General features: G+C 37.2%; 3 protein-coding genes. 2 read left to right on the top strand and 1 reads right to left on the bottom strand.

Going from position 1 to position 4,625, the window contains the following annotated elements:
* Positions 1-328: 328 nt before the first annotated feature.
* Complete coding sequence (locus M5A78_RS24440; protein WP_248737866.1) at positions 329-895, top strand: TetR/AcrR family transcriptional regulator; 567 nt, start codon at positions 329-331, stop codon at positions 893-895.
* Positions 896-953: 58 nt separating this feature from the next.
* On the top strand, positions 954-2,810 hold the full coding sequence (locus M5A78_RS24445; RefSeq protein ID WP_248737867.1) for an alpha/beta fold hydrolase: 1,857 nt from the start codon (positions 954-956) through the stop codon (positions 2,808-2,810).
* A 289-nt stretch (positions 2,811-3,099) separates the two neighbouring features.
* Here M5A78_RS24445 and M5A78_RS24450 read toward each other — a convergent pair whose 3' ends face one another.
* Positions 3,100-4,530, bottom strand: coding sequence for an IS4 family transposase (locus M5A78_RS24450; protein WP_248737868.1), 1,431 nt, complete (start codon positions 4,528-4,530; stop codon positions 3,100-3,102).
* Between the last annotated feature and the right edge of the window lie 95 nt (positions 4,531-4,625).

Consider the following 4,625-nt stretch of genomic DNA (forward strand, 5'->3'; position numbering starts at 1 on the left):
CATCGCCATCAAGCTAACAATAACGAGTTACCCCAAAACGATAAAAACGAGTAAGATGCATAAAATTTTCGTTTTGGGGGTATTATGATTTCTTACCTTGATGGGCATGTGGCGGTACCCCTACTTTGAAATAAAGTTGCACCATTTGTAAAAAAGATGCGTCGTTTTGAATAAAGTTTAACCATTTATAAAAAAGTCGCACCGTTTTACCCCTTAAGATATGAGTATCTAAAGGGGTGTTTCTATGTCCCATAGAAAAAGAAATAGTTAATACTTGCAACATTCAAACTAGTACTATATAGTTCTAGTTATGACAAAGGTAAAATTAATGAATCAAAAACGTGTGATTGAAGTGGCGGCAACATTATTTTTAGAAAAAGGGTTTGCTTATACAAGTATGGATGAATTAGTGCGTGTAAGCAAAGTATCAAAATCTAATGTGTATTATCACTTTTCTAATAAGGAAGAATTGTTAGAAGGGGTCGTTGATTATTGGATTGAAACGTATCAGCGTGCCATTGATGAAATACTTTCTCAGAACCAATTATTAGTTGAAGATCGTGTCCAGCTGTTTTTAAAGCATTTATCACAGGGAGTTCAGTCAAGGGAGTATAAGGGTGGCTGTCCATTTATTACTCTTTATATTCAAAGTCCTGCACAAGCCACGCACATAAAAGAAAAAATAGGTCTCTTTTTTACAGGATTACAAACGAAAGTCTCTCTATTACTAAAACAAGGAGTAGAAAAAGGGGAGTTTAGAAATACGATTAATATTGACGAGGTAGCGGCACTTTTTATAACGAATCTTGAAGGAGCGCTATTTATTTCAGAAACATTGAAGGATGCAACTGTTATCAAGCAAACAGCAAACCATTTTTTTAACTTGCTTCGATAAGAGAAGCATTTTTTTTACATTGAATTAGTACTATATAGTACTAAAAAGGAGCACGGATATGAGGACAATATTTTTAACTGGTGGAACAGGCTTTATTGGGAGGCAATTAGTGGAGGAATTAACTAAAGAGGAAGTTATGATTTTTCTTTTAGTTAGGTCAAAAAGTAAGGCAACACGCATTTTTCAAGAAAAAGGTATTGTAAATGAGGCAGCCATGCACTTTATTGAAGGTGATTTAACGAAAACAGATTTAGGTTTAAGTGATGAAGATAAGGATAGGATATTAAAAACGGATGTGATTATTCACGCGGGTGGACCAATGGATATTAAAGCGACAGAGCAAGAGGCAGTTTCTGTAATTTTAAACGGTGCCAAGCATATCGGTGAATTAGCTAAAAGTATTCATCAATTGAAGGGCTTGCAGCAATTTATTCATATAGTAGGTTATATGAGCCCCTTGGATGATAAAAGTAGCATGGTTACGATTGATGTGTTTAAGGAAGGCAACGATTATTTGAAAATAAAAAATTCATATGAAAGAACAAAATTTTTAGCAGATCTTTATATTCGCCAGCAGGCATCTGAAATAGGCTATCCGCTTTCTGTGATTAATCCACCAACTGTAGTCGGCAGTAGTAAAACAGGGAGTACGGAGCAAGTAGCAGGCTTAGGCTTGCTTGTGACGAGTATGCGAAGAGGGCTAATGCCAGTTGTTCCTGGAGGTAAGGGGTATAGATTACCACTTATTTCAAACGATGAGCTAGCGAAGTTTATTGTGCAGGTTTTTAAGCAGGAGCAACCGTCTATTCAAACATATACACTTGTTCAAGACAAACAGCTTGATCCAAATATGTCTGAATTATTAGGAGTTATGTCAGAAAGTATGAATATGGTAGCACCTAAAATCTCTGTACCAATTCCTTTCATGAAGGCACTTATGAAAAGTGGGGTAAGTAAAATAACACAAATTCCATCGGATGGACTGAACTTTATTACAAATAGGAAGTTTTCAAATGATTCATCGAAAAAAATCATGGGAGGGGATTGGTTTAAGAAGACGAGTGTAATGAAATTTTTCCCAGCCGTCGTAGCGGATTTGGATTATCGCTTGATGTATCAAAATGACCAGCATAATCATGCATTTGAACGAACATTAATCGGAAACACTGTCATTTATCAAATACAAGGAGAGGGTAAGCCGTTTATTTTATTACACGGTTTATTAAGCGATGGAGAGGATTTATTTCCTTTAGGACTAGAGCTTCATGAAAAAACTGGTCAACCGGTATGGATCCTGGATCTTCCAGGTTTAGGACGTTCCCCTTTTAAACGAGAGAAAAACCTTCTGGATCTCTATTTGAATGTAGTGAAAGAGTTAATGGGGGAAGCTACTAATGGTGCACATTTGATTGGCCATTCCTTCGGTGCGGTAATTCTTCTGGAAGCATTAGTACAAGAGTACATTGATACGAAGAATACTATTACTTTACTTCAGCCACCTGTTGCAAAAAGAAATTCTAACTCGTTTAATGCTCCTCAATTTATGAACAAATGGGCGTTGAAATTGGCAACTGCTAATTTGATAGAGCGATATTTATTAGGTAATGGTCTGTTTGAAAGTACGGAGAGCATTCCGGAACATTATATTGCCAAAGTAAGTAGGAGCTTTACTTCGCCTAGAATTTTAAATACAACGGTTCAGCTTAACAGTTTTCTATTGAAAGACTATCAGGGTGATTTTAATAAAGTACAAAGGTATAATCTTCATATTATTTGGGGAGATCATGATAGAAGCTATTTTGCTCCATTGCATCTTGGTAAGGTTGATATTGTTCCATATGGTCATCATTTCCCTCTTAGCCATCCGAGGGAAACGGCTGATTTGGTTATAAAAAATAGTAGTACTAGCAGATGATAGTGTGGGGTAAATACAAAAAAAGTGTGTAGTAAGATTGTTCGTTCAAAGTTTGGTTTAACATCATCGGTTGTCCTGTATCCAATAATAAAAGAAAATAGTATTTTTTGCTTGGATTAGCTTAATCATAGGTGCATTATCATATTGCTTCTTATGTATTTTCTATTAGGGGTAGTACCACATGCCCATCAACCTAAATTACTAGATACGAAATGATCCTTGTTTAAAAACTAGCGAGTGATGGAAAAGTAGCCATGCCAAAAAAGCCTATTAAAACGAGATTTTTTTGCTAGGCAGCTTGTCTATTCTTCACTGTCGTTTCATACACAACCCCTAGAATATCAAAGACGGTCATCTTCTTATACCGATGACATTTACGACCGTTCTTTTTGAGCAGCTGATAAAGGCGATGCAGAATTTTCAAAAGTTCTTTTGTGCCAACTGCTATCGCTTGAAACAGTAACGGAAAGTAATCTTTAATCATATAAATTGCTTTGTATTCACTCAGCTCCTGCTTTTTCTTTTCAAGCAGAAGCTGTCGCATTTGAAACATCGTAGAAGAACAGAGGAGAATGCCAATGAGTTGTCCATATAAATGGCACTCTAGGCGTTCTCTTTTAATGTTTTTACATTCATCTATTTCAAAGAATGACTTCCACGTTTTAAACAAAATCTCAATCTGCCAACGAAGTGAGTACAATGAATGCACGTAATTCGTCGGTATTTCTTCTAGCGACGTGTTCGTGATATATACATTCATGCCCATTAAACGTTTACTTTTATTCTTCATGACAATACCTTTCTTCTTTTCACGTATCGCTTGGTTTTTCAGTCGTGTTTGCGTTTGATCGTCAGTTAAACGATGGATAATGACACGTGCCGGAAGCTTCTGATTTTGGCCAATGTATGCCTCGGAGATTTCCATCGTTTCACCAGTAGTTAGACCAGACATCATTTGTGTCATATCAAGCTGGATGTATTCTGTTTGCTTTTTTAACGTGCCATTTTTGAAGTATTTTGGCTCAGGGTTCTTGATATAAATGCGTGTATTCAGCTTCAACCGCGAGATATAGTAAGCCTTTTTATCATGAATGACTTGTAAGTCTCCTAAATCGAAGTAACCAAGATCACGCAAACATAAATCGCCCTCCTCTACGGTTTCAAGGCAGATTGTACCGTATGTTTTATCATTGTTCTTTCCCGGTCCTAGCTGCACGTTTAAAAATTGGCCACTCAGTAAATCGTATTCCAATTGGATTTTCAAGCCTGCCGTATTACTACTCCCACCAGAGCCTTGATAATCGGTGGCGAAGGAATCAGGTAGCTGAAACACAGTTGCATCTAAAATCCGAATGCGTTCGAAAGATGAAATCATGTGTGAAGATAGTGAATGTGTCGCACAGAGTTTTTGTGTTAGGAGTGAAGTAAAGACTTCTCGGAGGAAAGCGACAGCTGTTGGATTAAAGCGTTGATTGAGTCCCTCTTGGCTCATTAGTACACCCGTCGAAGCCTCTAACCGACTACATAGTTGCGTAAGCGATGTACTAGCGACTTCTTGGCTGAGCCAAACGCAAAGGGCGATGAGTTCATTTGCTTGAAACTTACTAGATCGCTGCACAAAACCAACTTGTTTGGCGATTTCTTGTAGGACTAATGGAGATAGAAATCGTTGTAATTCTTGTGCGAAAAGTGAAAGTTCACTGGAGATGATAGGATTCATAAAAAACACCATCCTTTCTCGTAAACTTCTTACGATAAGCATAGCGTTTTTCCATTTTTGGGGGTATTGTTTTAACTTAGCTTGATGGGCATGTG

This window comes from Neobacillus rhizosphaerae (genome assembly GCF_937468385.1).
GTDB classification, from domain to species: Bacteria; Bacillota; Bacilli; order Bacillales; family Cytobacillaceae; genus Neobacillus; species Neobacillus rhizosphaerae.

What these genes read in the sequence shown, in the direction of transcription:
- M5A78_RS24440 (WP_248737866.1), top strand. Translation starts at nt 329, where the DNA reads ATGAATCAAAAACGTGTGATTGAAGTGGCGGCAACATTATTTTTAGAA.
- M5A78_RS24445 (WP_248737867.1), top strand. Translation starts at nt 954, where the DNA reads ATGAGGACAATATTTTTAACTGGTGGAACAGGCTTTATTGGGAGGCAA.
- M5A78_RS24450 (WP_248737868.1), bottom strand. Translation starts at nt 4,530, where the DNA reads ATGAATCCTATCATCTCCAGTGAACTTTCACTTTTCGCACAAGAATTA.